Raw genomic sequence first — 15975 nt, 5'->3', positions numbered from 1 at the left:
GGCGGGTCATCCGGCCAGCCGTCCGAGCAGGGGGGCGACGTCGGGGGCGTCGGGCAGGCCCCCGGCGACCTCCCGGGCGGTGGCCACGACCTCGTCGTCCCCGAGCAGCGCCGAGAGCAGCGCGACCACGTCGTCCTCGTCGAACGGGTGGTGGGCGGCGTCGCCGACCGGGTTGGGGACCTCCAGCACGAGCTCCCGCCCGGCGGCCCGGACGGTCACCCGGGCGGCGCGCTCGTCGGGCAGCCGGGCGTCGAGGTCGTCGGCGCGCACGACGCGGACCCGCCGGGCGAGGTGCGTGACGCGGGCGTCCGAGCGGGCCTCCGCCGCGGACGCCTCGGGCCCCACGTGCCCGTGCACCAGCGCCGCGGCCACCACGAACGGCACGCTGAACAGCGCGCCGAGACGGGAGTCCCAGGAGGTGCGCGCCAGGCCGGCGGCCAGGGAGTGCGTCTCGACGACGACCTCGTCGACGTCGGTGGGGTCGGTCAGCTCCGGGCGAAGCCGCAGCACCGCGTCGGCCACCGGGTGGGTGAACGAGCACGACGCGTGCCGCTTGAAGTAGCCGTGCCGCACGTCCCACCGCTCGCCGAGCGCCTCGGTCAGGGCCGCGGCGTCGAAGGAGCCGAGCAGCTCACCCAGCGAGCCGGCCGCCGTCCCGGTGTTGCGGGCCACCCCGGCGGCGGCCATCCGCGCGGCGGCGAGCCCCGCGACGTTGGACGCCGACATCCACGCGTCCCGCACCGGGTTGCCGTCCAGCGCCGAGTCGAAGTGGCCCGCCACGGGCAGGCCGGCCCCGCTGTCGACGGCGGCGGCCACCCCGTCGGCGTCGAGGCCGAGCAGCCGGGCGCAGCCCGCGGCCGCCCCGGCCACCCCCCAGCTGCCGTGCGGGTGCATGCCGGGGCGCAGCCGGGTGGCGCGGCCGAAGCGGGCGGCGACCTCGTAGGCGGCCATCAGCGCCGCGGCGGTGTCGGGGCCGGGCGCCCGCAGGTCGGCCGCGAGCGCCAGGACCGCGGGCAGGCCGTGCGCGCCGGGGTGGCCCTTGGCGTACTTGTGGCCCTCGTCGAGCTCCAGCCGCACCAGCGCGCTCGCGTTGAGCCACGCCGCGGCCTCGACCGTCGTCGACAGCCCGCCGCCGACCAGCGGCGCCGGCCCGGGCCCCGGGCGCCACGCCGCCACGAGGGCGCGCTGCTCGGGCTGGCGCGCCCCCAGGACCATGACGCCGAAGGAGTCCAGGAGCACCAGCCGCAGCCGGTCGCGCGCGTCGGCCGGGACGTCGGCCCACCGCAGCCCGGCCGCCCACGCGCCCAGGGCCTGCGTCGCCTCCCGCGCCTCGTCGGCGGGCGAGCGCAGCGCGGCGGCCGTCACCGGTCGTCCTGCCGTCACAGGCCGAGGTACGCGCTGCGCACCCGGTCGTCCTCGGCGAGCTCCGGCCCGGGGCCGGAGAGCACGCAGCTGCCGCTCTCCAGGACGTAGGCCCGGTCGGCCATCCGCAGCGCCTGCGCGGCGTTCTGCTCGACCAGCAGGACGGCGACGCCGCGGTCGCGGATGGTCCGCACCGCCTCGAGCACCGACCAGGTCAGCTTGGGCGCGAGCCCGGTCGAGGGCTCGTCGAGCATGAGCAGCTTGGGCCGGGCCATGAGGGCGCGGCCGATCGCCAGCATCTGCTGCTGACCGCCGCTGAGCGTCTCCGCGGCCTGCCGCCGCCGCTCCTCCAGGATGGGGAACAGCTCGAACACCTCGGTGAGGGAGGCCTGCACGTCGGGCGCCTTCTGGGTCCAGCCGCCCATGCGGAGGTTCTCCTCCACGGTGAGGGGCCCGAACAGCGCGCGCTCCTCGGGCACCTGCACCAGCCCGCGGCGGACCAGCTCGGCGGTGCGGACGCCGTCGGCCCGCTGGCCGTCGAAGGTGATCGACCCCGAGCTGGAGGGCAGCAGACCGGAGATCGCCCGCAGCGTCGTCGTCTTGCCCGCACCGTTGGCGCCGACCACAGCCACGATCTCGCCGGCCTCCACCCTGAGGTCGAGCTCGTGCAGGATCTGCAGCCCGTGGTAGCCGGCGCAGAGACCGTCAAGAACCAGCACCGGTCGGCTCCTCTCCGAGGTAGGCCTCGATCACCCGGGGGTCCTGGGTGACCTCCGCGGGGGACCCTGCGGTGAGCACCCGGCCCTGCTCGAGGACGAGCACCGAGTCCGACAGCCGCATCACCGCGGCCATGATGTGCTCGACGAAGACGAGGGTGATGCCGTCGTCGGACCGCAGGGTCTCGAGCAGCTCCATCACCGGCAGGCGCTCGGCCGGGAGCAGCCCGGCGAGCACCTCGTCCAGCAGCAGGACCCGCGGCCGGGACGCCAGCGCGCGGGCGAGCTCCAGGCGCTTGAGCCCGGCAGTGGGCAGCCCGTCGCTGCGCGCGTCGCGCCAACGGGACAGCCCGACCCGCTCGACGACGTCGGCCGCCGTGTCGCCGGCCGCGCGCCGCGAGGTGCCGTGGGCCATCGCCGCCACCGCGACGTTCTCCAGCACGCTCATGCTGCCGAAGGGCTTCATGAGCTGGAAGGTCCGCGCCATGCCGGCCCGCGACACCTTGTGCGGCTTCGCCCCGGTGACGTCGGCGCCGCCGAGCCGGACGGTGCCGGTGTCGGGGGAGATCGCCCCGGCGATGCAGTTGAACAGCGTGGTCTTCCCGGCGCCGTTGGGCCCGATGATCCCGAGGATGCTGCCCTCCTCCACCGCGAAGGAGACGTCGTCGACGGCCCGGAGGCCGCGGAAGGTCTTGCTGACGTTGTCGACCTGCAGCAGCGTCACCGCCGTTCCCACCTCTCGCGGATGGCCCCGTACACCCCTTGGGGGAGGAGCAGGACGATGAGGATGAGCAGCACCGCGTAGACCATGACGTCCAGCCCCGCGCGGCCCTGCAGGAACTCCAGGCCGGGCGGCGGGTCGCGCAGCAGGGTGGCCGTGAGGTCGTTGAGCGGGCCGAGGATGGCCGCGCCGATGACCGGCCCCCAGATCGTCGCGACGCCGCCGATGACCGCCGGCAGGATCGCCTGGATCGAGACGCTGGACCCGAAGGCGACGTCGGGGTCGACGAAGAAGTAGTACTGGACGTAGAAGGTGCCGGCGACCGAGGTGATCGCGGCCGAGAGCATGATCGTGATCAGCTTCGTGCGCATCACCGGGATGCCGAGGGCCGCCGCGGCGTCCTCGTCGTCCCGCACCGCCACGGTGAACCGGCCGATCCGCGACCGCAGGAACACGATGGTGGTCACCAGCGCGGCGACGGTCAGCGCCAGGGCGATCCAGAAGTACTCCGCCGCGCCGGGCTCGAACTGGATGAACGCCCAGGAGGACTCCGGCCGCAGCGGGACGTTGTACCCGACGGCGCGGTTGACCAGGTCGCTGTTGATCGCCAGCAGCCGCAGCATCTCCGCGAAGGCGAAGGTGGAGAGCGCGAAGTACGCGCCCTTGAGCCGGTAGCGCAGCGCCAGGAACCCGATCAGCGCCGCGAAGAGGGCGGCGGCCACCATGCCGGCGAGCATGCCGATCCACGGGGAGACGCCGCGCTCGACCAGCAGCCACACGCTCACGTAGGCGCCGATGCCGAAGTAGGCGGCGTGGCCGAAGCTGAACATGCCACCGAAGCCGCTCATGATGTTCCAGCCGAGCGCCAGGATGGCGAAGATCAGCACCCGCACCGCGACGGACTGCTGCGCCGGCGGCAGGATCAGCGGGAGGACCGCGAGCACCCCGGCGAGGGCGGCCACCGCCACCAGGTGCTTCCCCCACGGGGGCTTGGGCAGCGTCCGCGGCTCCGCGGGGTCCTGCACCGCTGTGCTCATGCCTTGCTCCCGAACAGGCCCTGGGGACGGAGGAACAGCACCAGGACGAAGACGATGAACACCGACAGCAGCGGGCTCTGGCCCGGCAGGTACAGGGCGCCCAACTGCTCGGTCAGCCCGATCAGCAGCCCCCCGACGAGCGCGCCGACGACGTTCCCCATGCCGCCCAGCACCACGACGACGAACGCGACGATGTTGAACAGCTCGCCGGTGGTCGGCTCGATGGTCACCAGCGGGGCGACCAGGACGCCGGCCGCGCCCGCGCAGGCGGTGCCGATGGCGAAGGTGGCCATGTAGATCCGCCGGGTGTCGATGCCGACCATCTGCGCGCCGGTGTCGTTCGCCGCCACCGCCCGGATCGCCGTGCCCAGCCGGGTGCGCTGCAGCAGCAGGTAGAGCAGCCCCGCCAGGACCAGCGCGACGGCGAAGGCCAGCAGGCGGCCCACGGTCACCACCGCGCCGAAGACGTCGATCCCGGTGTCGTTGGGCAGGCGCGCCGACTGCGGGTTGGGGCCGTAGAAGAGCAGCAGCCCGTTGTCGATGAGCAGCGCGAGGCCCAGGGTGATCAGCAGCTGGTTCTCCAGCGGCTTGCCCATCGCGCCGGAGAGGATGAACCGTTGCACCGCCGCCCCGAGCAGGAACATGAGCGGGACGCTCACCAGCAGGGCGACGTACGGGTGCACCCCGAACCTGCCCACCATCTCCACGGTGATGTAGAGGGCGACCGCCAGGAACGCGCCGTGCGCGAAGTTGACGATGTCCAGCACACCGAAGATGAGGGTCAGCCCCATGGCGACCAGGCCGTAGACGCCGCCGATCATCAGGCCGGTGAGCACCGCCTGGGTGACGACGACCTCGTTGCCGGTCCGCCAGTACGCCAGCCCCAGGGCCACCACCGCGACGGCCACGACCGCCGCCACGCGGACCGCGGCCGCCCGCCGCCGGCCCCCCGGCGCCGGCGTGGTCAGCTGCGTGGCCTGGGGTGGCTCCTCGGTGGAGACGGTGCCCCGGTCCAGGGGCGGGGCACCGTGCTCCCTCGTCGGGTCGGTCACGGGTTCGGCGACGCCGGGTAGACGGGCTCGGTCTCGGCGTACTCGGACGGGAAGACCTGCTGGACGGTGCCGTCGACGACCTGCATGAGGATCGGCGCGGCGTTGGTGTTCTCGCCGGTCTCGTCGAAGGCGATGGGCCCGTCCTGGGCGATCAGCGAGTCCAGCTCGGTCTCGGCGATCGCGTCGCGCAGCTCCGTCGGGTCGGTGGAGCACGCCCGGCCCAGCGCGTCGGCGACGACCCGGACCGCGTCGTAGGTGAGCACCGCGGCGGTGCGGATGTCGTCGTCGAAGGTGTCGCTGTAGAGCTGGGCCAGCTCCTGCGTCTCCGGGTTCGTCATGTCCAGCCGGTAGTTCGCGTCGAAGTAGCCCTCGCCGGCCTCGCCGACCTCGCCGGGGAACTGCGGGGTGTCGAACGCGCCGTTGGCCACGCCCCAGACCGCGTCGAGGCCCGGCTGCACGGTGTCCACGGCCCTGGCCACCAGGACGCCGTCCCGGTAGTAGCCGGCGACCATCATGACGTCGGCCCCGGCCTCCCGGACGGCGGTGATCTGGGTGGTGAAGTCCGAGACGCTGGCCGGGTCGTAGCTGATGACCGGGCCGATCGTCATGCCCTGGCTCTCCGCCTCGGCGGTGAAGCCCTCGGCGATCGCGGTACCGAAGGGGCCCTGCTCGTGCAGGATCGCCACCTGCTGGGCCGGGGCGCCGGCCTGCTCGGAGACCTCGGCGAGGTACTCCGCGCCCCGCTGGGCGAGCACCGCGGCGCTGGGCTGCAGGCGGAAGGTGTACTGGTAGCCCTGCTGGAGGATCTCGTCGGCGCTGGAGACGTCGATGACGAAGGGCACCTGGTTGCGCTCGGCCACCGCCGCCACGTTCTGGCTGACCGCGCTGTTGTAGGTGCCGACGAGCGCGACGGCGCCCTCCTGGATCAGCCGCTGGGCCTCGCTCTGGCCGACCTCGGGCGCGCCCTGGCTGTCGGCGCTGGCCAGCTCGAGCTGGGCGCCGTCCAGGCACTCGATGCCGCCGGCCTCGTTGATGGCGTCGACGGCGAGCTGCGCGCCGTTGTCCATCTGCTGGCCGTCGGCGGCGAAGGCCCCGCTGAGCGGGTGGAGCGAGCCGATCGTGATGGTGTCGCCGGAGCCGCCGCCCCCGCCGGTGTCACCGGTGCCCTCCGTGCCGGGCGGCGCGGAGCCGCCGCAGGCTGCGAGCGTCAACGGCATAGCGACTGCGACCGCTGCGATCCAGGGCTTCCGCATCTCGTCTCCCGACCTCGACGACGTTCCTCTGCACGGGACGCCTTGGTGACTCGCCACTCTGGCAGTAGGCGCGTCGTGTGCGCAAGATCTCGACACGATTCCTGTGTTGCGGTTAAGTTTCGGTCGGACCAGGGCGATTGCGGCACGACAGCGAGTCGTTCTACCGTTCCGCTGACAGGAACAGTGGCGGAACGAGACGAGAGCATGGCGGCGAGTGGCCGCCCGAGCGGGAAGGGGCGGCCGTGGCGGACAACGGAGGCACCGAGGGGGCCGGCCGGGTCGCCGACGTGCTCCTCGCCTTCCTCGACGGCCCGCGGTCGCTGGGGGTCTCGGCGATCGCCCGCGAGCTGGACCTCTCCAAGGCCGTCGTGCACCGGATCCTGCAGACGCTCGTCCAGCGCGGTCTGCTGACCGCCGACGCGGGCACCCGGGAGTACCGGCTGGGGCCCGCCGCGGCGGCGCTCGGCGCCCGTGCGCTGCGCGGCCTGGACCTGCGCGGGGTGGCCCTCCCGGTGCTCCGCGACCTGCAGCAGGTGACCGGGGAGACGACCACCGTCTCGGCCCGCGTGCCCGGCGGCCGCGTCTACCTGGACCAGGTGGAGAGCCGGCAGGAGATCAAGATGACCGTGGAGATCGGCCGGCGGTTCCCCCTGCACGCCGGCAGCTCCAGCACCTGCATCCTCGCCTTCCTGCCCGACGACGAGATCGACGCGGTGCTCGGCGGGCCCCTCGACCTGCTCACCGATCGCACCATCGCGGACGCGGGGAACCTGCGCCGGCGGATCGAGGACGTCCGGCGCAAGGGCTACGCGTGCTCGGACGGGGAGCGGCAGGAGGGCGCCGGCTCGGTCGCCGCCCCGATCTTCGGTTTCGACGGCTCGGTGCAGGGCGCCATCTCCGTCTGCGGCCCGGCCGCCCGCGTCGACGCCGCCGCGCGGGACCGGTTCGTCCCCTTCCTGATCTCCGCCGCCGACCGCGTCTCCCGCGACATGGGCTGGCGCGGTGGGCTCCCCGCCACGAAAGGACAGGTCCTCGCATGACCTCCGCACTCGCCGGGCTCCGGGTCCTCGACGTCTCGACCCTCTTCGCCGGCCCCCTGGCGGCGACCATGCTCGGCGACTTCGGCGCCGAGGTGATCAAGATCGAGCACCCCAAGGGTGACCCGGTCCGCTACCACGGGGCCAGCAAGGACGGCGTCGGCCTCTGGGGCAAGGTCGTGGGCCGCAACAAGCGCGGCATCACCCTGTACCTGGGCTCGCCCGAGGGGCAGGAGGTCTTCCGCAAGCTCGTCGCCACGGCCGACGTCGTCATCGAGAACTTCCGGCCGGGCACGCTCGAGCGCTGGGGCCTGGGCTACGACGAGCTCAGCCGCGACAACCCGGGGCTGGTGCTGGTCCGGGTCACCGGGTTCGGCCAGTTCGGCCCCTACTCCGGGCGGCCGGGGTTCGGCACGCTCGCCGAGGCGATGAGCGGGTTCGCCGCCATCACCGGCGAGCCCGACGGCCCCCCGACCCTCCCGCCGTTCGGCCTCGCCGACGGCATCTCCGCGCTGGCCGCCGCGTTCGCGACCCTCACCGCGCTGCGGGCCCGTGACACCACCGGCCGCGGCCAGGTCGTCGACCTCGCGATCATCGAGCCGATCCTCACCCTGCTCGGCCCCCAGCCGACGGTCTACGACGCCATCGGCCAGGTGCAGCCGCGCACGGGCAACCGCTCGGCGAACAACGCGCCGCGCAACACCTACCGCACCCGCGACGGGCGCTGGGTGGCGATCTCGACCAGCGCGCAGAGCATCGCCGAGCGCGTCATGCACCTGGTGGGCCGCCCCGAGTTCATCGACGAGCCCTGGTTCGCCTCCGGCGCCGAGCGGGCCGAGCACGCCGACGAGCTCGACGACGCCGTCGGCTCCTGGATCGCCGCCCGGGACCGCGACGAGGTGGTGCGCGCCTTCGAGGAGGCGCAGGCCGCGGTCGCGCCGATCTACGACGTCCGGGACGTGCTGGCCGACCCGCAGTTCCAGGCGCTCGGCAGCCTGGTGCGGGTCCCCGACCCCGAGCTCGGGTCGGTGCTCATGCAGAACGTGATCTTCCGGCTCTCCGAGACCCCGGGCGCGATCGTCAGCGCCGGACCCAGCATCGGCCAGCACACCGAGGAGGTGCTCGCCGAGTTGGGCATCGGCGCGGACGAGGTGGCGGCGCTGCGGAGCAAGGGAGCGCTGTGAGCACGGCCCCCCGGTCCTGGCTCTACGTCCCCGGCCACCGGGACGACCGCGTGGCCAAGGCGCTGACCGCCGGCGCCGACGCCGTCGTGGTGGACCTCGAGGACGCCGTCCCCGCGGCGCAGAAGGACCGCGCCCGGGAACTCACCGCCGCCCTGCTCGCCCGGCCGCGCACCGGCGGCCCGGCGCTCTGGGTGCGGATCAACCCGCCCGGCACCGAGGCCGGGGAGCGCGACCTCGCGGAGCTGAGCGGGTGCCGGGCCGACGGGATCCGGGTGCCGCGGGCCGACGACCCCGACGCCGTCCGCGCCGTCGGCGACCGGCTCGGCCTGCCCATGCAGCTGCTGCTCGAGAGCGCGCGCGGGCTCTGGCGGGCGCACGAGCTGGCCGGGGCGCACGAGCTCGTGGCCGGCATCGGCCTCGGCGAGGCCGATCTCGCCGCCGACCTGCTCGTCGACCGCGACGAGGGGCTGCGCTGGGCCCGCGGCGCGGTCGTCGTCGCGGCACGGGCCGCCGGCCTCCCCTCGCCGGTGCAGAGCGTCTGGACCGACGTCGCCGACCTCGAGGGCCTGCGGGCCAGCAGCCGCACCGGCCGCGCCACCGGGTTCTTCGGCCGGTCGGTGGTGCACCCGCGCCAGCTCGGGCCGGTGCACGAGGTCTACACCCCGTCGCCGGAGGAGGTGACGGCCGCCGAGCGCGTCGTCGCCACCGCCGCGGAGGCCGCCGCCCGCGGCGAGTCGGCCGTCCTCGACGCCGACGGCCGGTTCGTCGACCCCGCCGTCGTGGCCCGTGCACGAGCCGTGCTGGACCGCGTCCCGTCCGCCCCGCCCTCCCCCGCCCCCTCGTCAGGAGAGACCAGATGACCACCACCGCCCCGGCGGCCACGGATGCGCTGCTCGGCGCCGTCCGTGGCGGCGTCCGCCTCGTCGAGCTGGGCCAGCCCTTCTTCACCGGGATGCCGTGCTCGCCGAACCACCCGGGCTTCCGGATGACCCTCATCCGCCGGCACGGCGACATGGTGCGGCCCGACGGCGGCTCGGCCTCCAACGAGATCATCGTGACCGGTGGCCACGTCGGCACCCACGTGGACGCGCTGTCCCACGTCAGCCACGACGGCCTGCTGCACGGCGGCGTGGACGCGGCCGAGGCGCAGACCGGCGGCCGCTTCACCGAGCACGGCGCCGAGCACACCCCGGCCATGCTCACCCGCGGCGTGCTGCTCGACGTCGCGGCGGTGCACGGTGTCGACGTGCTCCCGGCCGGTTACGGGGTCACCGCCGACGACCTGGAGCGGGCGTCCGAGCGCGCCGGGGCCCGACCGGGCGAGGGCGACGTCGCGCTCATCCGCACCGGCTGGGCCCGCCACTTCGGGGAGCCCGCCGTCTACCTGGGCCAGGCCGACGGCGTGCCGGGGGCGACCCCCGAGGCCGGCGAGTGGCTGGCGGCGGCGGGGGTCCGGGCGACGGGAGCGGACACCACCGCGTTCGAGCAGATCCGGCCCGGTGCCGGGCACAGCATCCTGCCGGTCCACCGCATCCTGCTGGTCGAGAACGGCATCTACATCATCGAGCACCTCGACCTGGAGGCCGCCGCGGAGCAGGGTCTCACCGAGTTCGTCTTCGTCATGGCCCCGCTGCGCATCGTCGGCGGCACGGGCTCGCCGGTGCGCCCCCTGGCGGCGGTGCAGGCGTGACCGGTCCGACGATCGTCCAGCGGCTGGCCGGGCTGGCGGCCGGCACCCGCGCGGACGGCCTCCCCGAGGGCATGCGCGACGACGTGGCCCGGCGGGTGCTGGACCTGCTGGGCAACAGCCTGGCGGCGACCGGTGAGGTCTCGGCGTCGGCCGTCACCGCCGTCGTCCGGGGCTGGGGCGGCCCCGAGGACGCGACCGCGATCGGCACGGGGCTGCGGGTCCCGGCCGCAGCCGCTGCGCTGGTGAACGGCACGCTGGCGCACTCCCTCGACTTCGACGACACGCACCTGCCCTCGGTGCTGCACCCGTCGGCCTCGGTGGTGGCCGCCGCGCTCGCGGTGGCCGAGGCGACCGGCGCGAGCGGCCCGGCGCTCCTCGACGCCGCCGGTGTCGGCATCGAGGTCGCCGTCCGGCTGGGCATGGGCGGCTACGACGCCGAGCTCGGCAACTCCGAGTTCTTCGAGCGCGGCCAGCACGCGACCTCGATCTGCGGGGCCATCGGCTCCGCCGTCGCGGCGGCCACGGTGGGCGGGCTGGACGCGGAGGGGATCGCGCACGCCGCGGGGATCGCCGCCTCGATGGGCTCGGGCCTGATCGAGGCCAACCGCACGGGCGGCACGGTCAAGCGGGTGCACTGCGGCTGGGCCGCGCACGCCGGGGTGGTCGCCGCCGACCTGGCCCGCCACGGGCTCACCGGCCCGCCGACGGTCATCGAGGGCCGGTTCGGCTTCCTGCACGCGTTCTGCGGGGAGCGTGCCGACGTCGACGCCGTCGTCGACCGGCTGGGCGAGCACTGGGAGCTGCCGGGCATCTTCTTCAAGCCCTACCCGTGCAACCACTTCACCCACGCCGGCGTGGACGCCGCGCTGGAGCTCCGGGCCCGTGGTGTGCGGCCCGAGGAGGTCACGGCGATCGAGCTGGGCGCCCCCACGGCCGTCCTGCGCACGATCGGCGAGCCCGCCGAGGAGAAGGCGCGGCCCCGCTCGGGCTACCACGCCGCCTTCAGCGGCCCGTACACCGTCGCCGCCGCGCTGACCGGCGGCGGCGGGCTGGGCCTGTTCCACGAGGACTTCACCGACGAGGCCGCCGCGGACCCCGACCGGCTGCGGCTGGCGGCGCTCGTGCGCTGCGTGCCCGACGCCCGGTGCGACGAGATCTTCCCGCACCAGTTCCCCGCGGTGCTGCGCGTGGAGTGCCGCGACGGGACCCGGCACGAGGTCCGGGTCGACGCCAACCGCGGCGGGCCCGCCAACCCGCTCTCGTCGGACGAGCTGGCGGAGAAGTTCCGGCTCAACGCCCGCCGGGTGCTCGATGACGACTCCGCCCGGAGCGTCGCCGACGCCGCCCTGGGCCTCCCGCACGCGGCCGACGTCCGGGCGCTCATGGCGGGGGTCCGGGGATGACCTCCGCCGGGCCGGCGCCGTCCGCGAGCCGCGTCGAGCGCCTCGTGGAGTGGGCGCTCGGCCCGGAGGTGCTGCGGCCGGAGGACACCGGGCACCTGGTCACCGTCGTGACCGACACGCTCGCGGCGGTCGTCGGCGCCTCGGTCGAGGCGGAGGTCCGGCAGGCGGCCCTGGTGGCCCCGCGCCTCGGCGGTTCCGGCCCGGCCACCGTGCTCGCCTCCGGTGCGGGCACCAGCCCGGCCGCGGCGGCGCTGGTCAACGGGCTGGCCGCCGTCCGGTTAGAGCTCGACGAAGGGCACGCGCACGCGGCGAACCACCCGAGCGCGCACACCCTGCCGGCGGTGCTCGCCGCGGCGGAGGAGGTCGACGCGTCGGGCCCGGAGCTGCTGGCCGCGGCGGCCGCCGCCTACGAGGTCGCCGTCCGCTTCGCCCGGGGGCTGCGGCTGCGCCGGGCCGTGCACCCGTTCGGGACCGCGATGACCTGCGGCGCGGCCGCCGGCGTGGCCCGGCTGCGCGGCTGCGACGTGGCGACCGCCGTCCAGGCCGTGCTCATCGCCACCGCGCTCTCCCCGGCGTCCACGCAGCACGCCGCCAACCGCGGGGCCACGGTCCGCAACGCGCTCACCGGGGTCTGCGCGTCCGACGGGGTGCTCGCCGTCGAGCTGGCCGCGACCGGCACCACCGGCGACCCGCGCGCGCCGGAGATCGTCTTCGGCGAGATCCTCGGCTCGTCCTTCGACGCCGGGCACCTGGTCCAGGAGCTCGGCACGCTGCGGTACCTGACCACCGGCTACCTCAAGCTGCACGCCTGCAGCCGGTGGAACCACGCGCCCATCGAGGCCACCGAGCAGCTGATCGCGGCGCACGGGGTCCGCGCCGACGAGGTGGCCGACGTCCTCGTCGCCACGTACGACCCGGCGACCCGGCTGGACGGCCGCGACGCCCCCACCGGCTTCGCGGGCAAGCACTCCATCCCCTACTCCGTCGCCGCGCGCCTCGTGCGCCGGGACAACGGGATCGACGCCTACACCGACGAGGCCGCCGCCGACCCGGCGCTGCGGGCCCTGATGGGCCGCGTCACCGTCGTCGAGGACGCGGCCATGACCGCCGCGGCGCCGGCCGTCCGCGGTGCGCGCGTCACGCTGACGCTGCGGGACGGCCGGACCCTGACCGCCACGGAGGACGATCCCCCGGGCGGCCCGACCCGCCCCTACCCGCCCGCCAGGACCGCGGCCAAGCACCGGGCGCTGCTGACGCGGGCGCTGAGCGACGACGCCGCCGACGCCGTCCTCGCCTGGTGCGCCGGGCTGCCGGACGCCACCTCGTTGCGCGGCCTCGCCGCCGCCGTCGGGGGCCGGCGGTGACCGCGGCCGGCGTGCTCGGGGCCGCCGTGGCGAGGACGTCGTGGGCGAGCTCCCCCACGGCCGTCCGCCACCGCGTGGTCGACCTCGTCGCCGACTGCGTCGCCGTCACGGCGCTGGGCTCCCGCCGGGCGGAGCTGGAGCGGCTCGTCACCGCCTCCTCCGGTGCGCCGGAGGGGGCGGCGACCGTCGTCGGCTCGGCCCGCGGGTGGCCCTCGGCGACGGCGGCCTTCCTCAACGGCTGCGCCGTGGCCGCCGACCAGCTGCAGGACGGGCACCGGGAGGCCCGCGGCCACCCCGCCTCGCACGTCGTCCCCGCCGTGCTCGCGCTGGCCGAGGAGCGGGGCTGCTCCGGGGAGGAGACGCTCTCCGCCGTCCTCGCCGGCTACGAGGCCGGTGTGCGCGTGGGCCGGGCGATGGGCGGCACCCCCGACGGCGTCCACGACATCGGCACCTGGGGGCAGGTCGCCGTCGCCGCCGCCGTCGCCCGGCTGCTCGCCCCGGGCGACGCCGCGGCCGCCCGCCGGGCCCTCGAGCTCTCCGCCGCCGCGGTGCTGCTCACGGACGCGCGCACCGTCTTCTCCGGCACCACCGGCTCGCACGCCTTCCTGGGGGCGTCGGTGCAGCTCGGGCTCTCCCTGGGCGGCGCCGCCGTCGCCGGGCTCGCGGCCGCCGAGGGCGCGCTGGACCACCACCTGGGCGCGGTCGCCGCCCGCGCCTGGGACCCGGCCGCGCTCGCCGCAGGGGTCGGCGACCCGTGGGACGAGCACGAGGTCCTCGGCGGTTACGTGAAGGCGCACCCGACCTGCGCCCACCTGCACGGCGTCAACGACGCCGTCGCCGATCTGGTCGCCCGCGGCGTCCGGGGCGCGGACGTGCGGTCGGTGGAGGTGCGGGCCTCCGCCGGGGCGGCCGCCTTCGACGGCGTCGCCGACGGCGAGCTCGCCGCGCGGTTCAGCGTGCCGACGTCGGTGGCCGTCGCCCTGCTCACCGGCCGGCTGGACGAGACCACCCTGACCGCGGCGACCGTGGCCGCCCCCGAGGTGCGCGAGCTCGCCAGCCGGGTCCGCGTCGTGCACGACCCGGCCCTGGACGACGGCTACCCGGCGGGCCGGCCGGCGCGGGTGCGCGTGGAGCTCGCCGACGGCACCGCCCACCATGCGGAGGCCGGCCGCCCGCGGGGCGACGCCGACCGCGCCTTCACGCGGTCGGAGCTGGCCGCCAAGGCCGGGCGGCTGCTCGCCGTCCGCTTCGGCACCGCGGCGCCAAAGCTGGTCGGCGCCGTGCACGCCCTCGCGTCCGGCGGGACGCCGCGGGACCTCGGGGCGGCCCTGCGGCGGGCCGCCGGCGACGGGGGTGCGCGGTGATCGTCACCCGCCGCGCCGGCGCCCTGGAGCTGGTCGAGCAGGTGGAGCACGGGCGGGTCGCCGGCGAGCTCGCCGGCGCCTGGGGCAACGCGGCGTTCGAGGTGCCCACCCCGCTGCACTCCGTCCGCACCGCCGCGGCGCGCCACGACGAGGGCTGGCGCGCCTGGGACGCCCGCGTGCTCTTCTCCGAGCTGGAGCGCCGCCCCCTGCACTTCACCGAGATCGACGCCGGGGAGCACGTGCGGCTGTACCGCCAGGGCGTGGAGGAGGTGTCGCTGGCCGACGTCTACTCCGGCGTGCTGGTCGGCATGCACTGGACGGGGCTGTACCGCGGGCGCTGGGCCACGCCCGGCGCGGCGGCGCGCGTCGGCCGCTCGGCGGAGGACCGGCGGCTGCAGGGCGAGGTCGTGGACGCCGAGGAGCGGCGCTGGATCGACGCCAAGCGCCGCGCCTGGACCGGGGACGAGCCGCGCAGCGTCTTCGAGACCCAGCTCTGGCACAACTACGAGCTGCTCCAGTTCTGGGACCTCCTCTCGCTGTACCTGGCGGTCACCCCGCCCGACGAGGCGGGCACCGAGGACGCCCCGCCGCAGCCGTGGGGCCCGCAGCTGCGGCGGCTGGAGCACGGCCCCGAGCCCGTCGTCCTCCCGCCGGTGCCCCTGCGTCCCGGGGGCGAGCGGGTCGCCGTCACCGCCACGGTCCCCGCGCCGGGGACGGTCGCGCTGGCCCCCTACCCGTTCCGGGCGCCGCTGGAGGTCGGGCTCGAGCGCGTGCTCGTCCCCGACCGCGGCTGGAGCCACGAGGAGCTGGTCGCCCGGCTGCGGCGGACCCGCCGCTCCACGGTCACCTGGCGGCTGGTCCCCGCGGACGGGGCACGGCCGTGACCGAGGACGGGCAGCTCGCCGCCGCGCGCCGCGCCGCGCTCGCCTTCGTGGCGGCGGAGGCCGGCTTCGCCCAGCTGACGACGATCGACCGGGACGGCTTCCCCGTCGGCCGCACCATGACGGCCTTCCTGAACCCCGACTGGTCGGTCGACCTCGTGCAGCGGCGCACCCACGCCCGGCTGGCCCAGCTGCGGCGGGACCCCCGGCTGCTGGTCACCTGGGTCGGCGACCCCGCACCCGGTGCGACCAACGAGCGCCCGCACGTCTTCGACATCGGCCGGCTGCCGCCACGCGCCGTCTTCGTCCGGGGGACGGCGGCCTTCCTGGACGACGCGGCGACGATCGCGCTCTACCTGCACCACGTCGGTCGGCAGCGGGCGGGCGGCTTCACGAAGGCCCCGCTGCGCTCCCCCGAGCAGGTCGTCGAGGACCTCGTGGGCGTGCACGTGACGCCGCACCGGATCCGCCTCGAGGGCTTCGGCGAGGGCGCCCAGGCCTTCGACTGGACCCACCCCGACCCCGCGGACGCCGTCCGCCCCACCCAGGGAGAGACATGAGCATCACGACCATCCTCGGCTACGACATCCAGCCCGGCGTCAGCGCCGAGGAGTACGAGGCCTGGCTGTTCGACGTCCACGCGCCCGACCTGCTGGCCAACCCGCACCTGGACCGCATCGTGTTCAACAAGGTGCTGCGCCCGGTGCGCCAGGCCTCGGGCGGCACCGCCGACGTGCCGGAGGGGCTCTCCTTCTACCGCATCGCCGAGATGCACTTCGCCGACGAGCAGGCCTACGCCGACTACCTGGCGTGGTTCGAGGAGCACCCGATCCCGGCCGAGCGCGGCCCGGCGGGGCGGACGGACTTCAAGTTCTACCTGGTCACGGAGAGCACGGAGGTCACCCGCTGAC

General features: G+C 75.7%; 16 protein-coding genes. 10 read left to right on the top strand and 6 right to left on the bottom strand.

Annotation, left to right across the window (positions count from 1 at the left end; genetic code table 11):
- Positions 1-6 precede the first annotated feature (6 nt).
- The 6 genes from ACI79P_RS10795 to ACI79P_RS10770 are packed head-to-tail and all read right to left on the bottom strand — an operon-like array spanning position 7 to position 6099.
- Positions 7-1365 carry an MmgE/PrpD family protein gene (locus tag ACI79P_RS10795; protein ID WP_456581046.1) on the bottom strand — a complete coding sequence of 453 codons (1359 nt, stop codon included), beginning with the start codon at positions 1363-1365 and terminating at the stop codon, positions 7-9.
- Between the two features lie 14 nt (positions 1366-1379).
- A complete protein-coding gene (locus ACI79P_RS10790) occupies positions 1380-2081 on the bottom strand; it encodes an ABC transporter ATP-binding protein (protein WP_456581045.1) in 702 nt (233 codons plus the stop codon).
- Positions 2068-2802: an ABC transporter ATP-binding protein gene (locus ACI79P_RS10785; RefSeq protein WP_456581044.1), complete on the bottom strand. Its 735-nt coding sequence runs from the start codon at positions 2800-2802 to the stop codon at positions 2068-2070. Before ACI79P_RS10785 ends, ACI79P_RS10790 begins: the two co-directional genes overlap by 14 nt.
- Positions 2799-3836, bottom strand: a complete 1038-nt coding sequence (locus ACI79P_RS10780; protein ID WP_456581043.1) for a branched-chain amino acid ABC transporter permease — start codon at positions 3834-3836, stop codon at positions 2799-2801. The genes ACI79P_RS10785 and ACI79P_RS10780 overlap by 4 nt, the downstream gene beginning before the upstream one ends.
- On the bottom strand, positions 3833-4888 hold the full coding sequence (locus ACI79P_RS10775) for a branched-chain amino acid ABC transporter permease (protein WP_456581042.1): 1056 nt from the start codon (positions 4886-4888) through the stop codon (positions 3833-3835). The genes ACI79P_RS10780 and ACI79P_RS10775 overlap by 4 nt, the downstream gene beginning before the upstream one ends.
- Positions 4885-6099: an ABC transporter substrate-binding protein gene (locus ACI79P_RS10770; RefSeq protein ID WP_456581041.1), complete on the bottom strand. Its 1215-nt coding sequence runs from the start codon at positions 6097-6099 to the stop codon at positions 4885-4887. The genes ACI79P_RS10775 and ACI79P_RS10770 overlap by 4 nt, the downstream gene beginning before the upstream one ends.
- Positions 6100-6383: 284 nt before the next feature.
- On the opposite strand from ACI79P_RS10770, the gene ACI79P_RS10765 reads away from it, so the two are divergent.
- The 10 genes from ACI79P_RS10765 to ACI79P_RS10720 are packed head-to-tail and all read left to right on the top strand — an operon-like array spanning position 6384 to position 15974.
- Entirely contained in the window at positions 6384-7181 is a 798-nt protein-coding gene (locus tag ACI79P_RS10765; RefSeq protein ID WP_456581040.1) for an IclR family transcriptional regulator, read from the top strand.
- Positions 7178-8362, top strand: coding sequence for a CaiB/BaiF CoA transferase family protein (locus tag ACI79P_RS10760; RefSeq protein ID WP_456581039.1), 1185 nt, complete (start codon positions 7178-7180; stop codon positions 8360-8362). The genes ACI79P_RS10765 and ACI79P_RS10760 overlap by 4 nt, the downstream gene beginning before the upstream one ends.
- Positions 8359-9222 (top strand): HpcH/HpaI aldolase/citrate lyase family protein, encoded by an 864-nt coding sequence (locus tag ACI79P_RS10755; protein ID WP_456581038.1) that lies wholly within the window; start codon positions 8359-8361, stop codon positions 9220-9222. The genes ACI79P_RS10760 and ACI79P_RS10755 overlap by 4 nt, the downstream gene beginning before the upstream one ends.
- Positions 9219-10052 carry a cyclase family protein gene (locus ACI79P_RS10750; RefSeq protein WP_456581037.1) on the top strand — a complete coding sequence of 278 codons (834 nt, stop codon included), beginning with the start codon at positions 9219-9221 and terminating at the stop codon, positions 10050-10052. The genes ACI79P_RS10755 and ACI79P_RS10750 overlap by 4 nt, the downstream gene beginning before the upstream one ends.
- Positions 10049-11455 carry an MmgE/PrpD family protein gene (locus ACI79P_RS10745; protein WP_456581036.1) on the top strand — a complete coding sequence of 469 codons (1407 nt, stop codon included), beginning with the start codon at positions 10049-10051 and terminating at the stop codon, positions 11453-11455. Before ACI79P_RS10750 ends, ACI79P_RS10745 begins: the two co-directional genes overlap by 4 nt.
- Entirely contained in the window at positions 11452-12819 is a 1368-nt protein-coding gene (locus ACI79P_RS10740; protein WP_456581035.1) for an MmgE/PrpD family protein, read from the top strand. The genes ACI79P_RS10745 and ACI79P_RS10740 overlap by 4 nt, the downstream gene beginning before the upstream one ends.
- The gene (locus ACI79P_RS10735; RefSeq protein WP_456581034.1) at positions 12816-14183 is read left to right on the top strand and encodes an MmgE/PrpD family protein; all 1368 of its coding nucleotides are present in this window, start codon (positions 12816-12818) and stop codon (positions 14181-14183) included. The genes ACI79P_RS10740 and ACI79P_RS10735 overlap by 4 nt, the downstream gene beginning before the upstream one ends.
- A complete protein-coding gene (locus tag ACI79P_RS10730) occupies positions 14180-15067 on the top strand; it encodes a DUF3891 family protein (RefSeq protein WP_456581033.1) in 888 nt (295 codons plus the stop codon). Before ACI79P_RS10735 ends, ACI79P_RS10730 begins: the two co-directional genes overlap by 4 nt.
- Positions 15064-15624: a hypothetical protein gene (locus ACI79P_RS10725; RefSeq protein ID WP_456581032.1), complete on the top strand. Its 561-nt coding sequence runs from the start codon at positions 15064-15066 to the stop codon at positions 15622-15624. Before ACI79P_RS10730 ends, ACI79P_RS10725 begins: the two co-directional genes overlap by 4 nt.
- Positions 15621-15974 (top strand): EthD domain-containing protein, encoded by a 354-nt coding sequence (locus tag ACI79P_RS10720; protein WP_456581031.1) that lies wholly within the window; start codon positions 15621-15623, stop codon positions 15972-15974. Before ACI79P_RS10725 ends, ACI79P_RS10720 begins: the two co-directional genes overlap by 4 nt.
- The last annotated feature ends 1 nt before the right edge of the window (position 15975 follow it).

It is taken from the genome of Blastococcus sp. SYSU DS0510 (assembly GCF_054050835.1).
Note: the sequence above shows the minus strand (reverse complement) of the source record. Positions and strands in the feature narration are given on the sequence as shown.